General features: G+C 67.9%; 1 pseudogene. It reads left to right on the plus strand.

Annotated elements, in window-relative coordinates:
- Nucleotides 1-524 (plus strand): annotated as a pseudogene (locus CXQ91_RS24380) (histidine kinase); the annotation flags it as partial.

Here is a 524-nt window from a genome sequence, read left to right on the forward strand (position 1 = left end):
GGAGTCCATCACCGGCGTCCGGCAGCAAGAAACCATCCCCGATGAGGTGGTTCGCCGGGCGGATCAGATTGAACTGGTCGACATTCCGCCGGAGCTGCTGCGCCAACGCCTGAGCGCCGGCAACGTCTACGCCCAAGACAAGGTGGATGCGGCGCTGGCCAACTACTTCAGGTTGGGAAACCTGACCGCGCTGCGTGAACTGGCGCTGCTGTGGCTGGCCGACAGGGTGGAAGAAGGCGTCACCGCCTACCGGCAATCCCACGGGATAGCGGCAAGTTGGCCCACCCGCGAGCGCATCGTGGTGGGCCTGACCGGCGGGGCAGAGGGGGAGGTCCTGCTCCGGCGGGCCGCAAGGATACTGAGCCGGGTCAGCGGCGGTGAGCTCATGGCCGTCCATATTCCCCGCTCGGACGGGGTGGCAGGGGATGTGCCGGTGGCGTTGGAGGGTCAGCGCCAGCTAGTCACCGACCTGGGCGGCACCTACCATTCGGTGGGCGGTGAAGACCCCGCCCGGGCGTTGCTGG

Origin of the sequence: Arthrobacter sp. Y81 (assembly GCF_002929335.1) — a bacterium.
Taxonomy (GTDB): domain Bacteria; phylum Actinomycetota; class Actinomycetes; order Actinomycetales; family Micrococcaceae; genus Arthrobacter.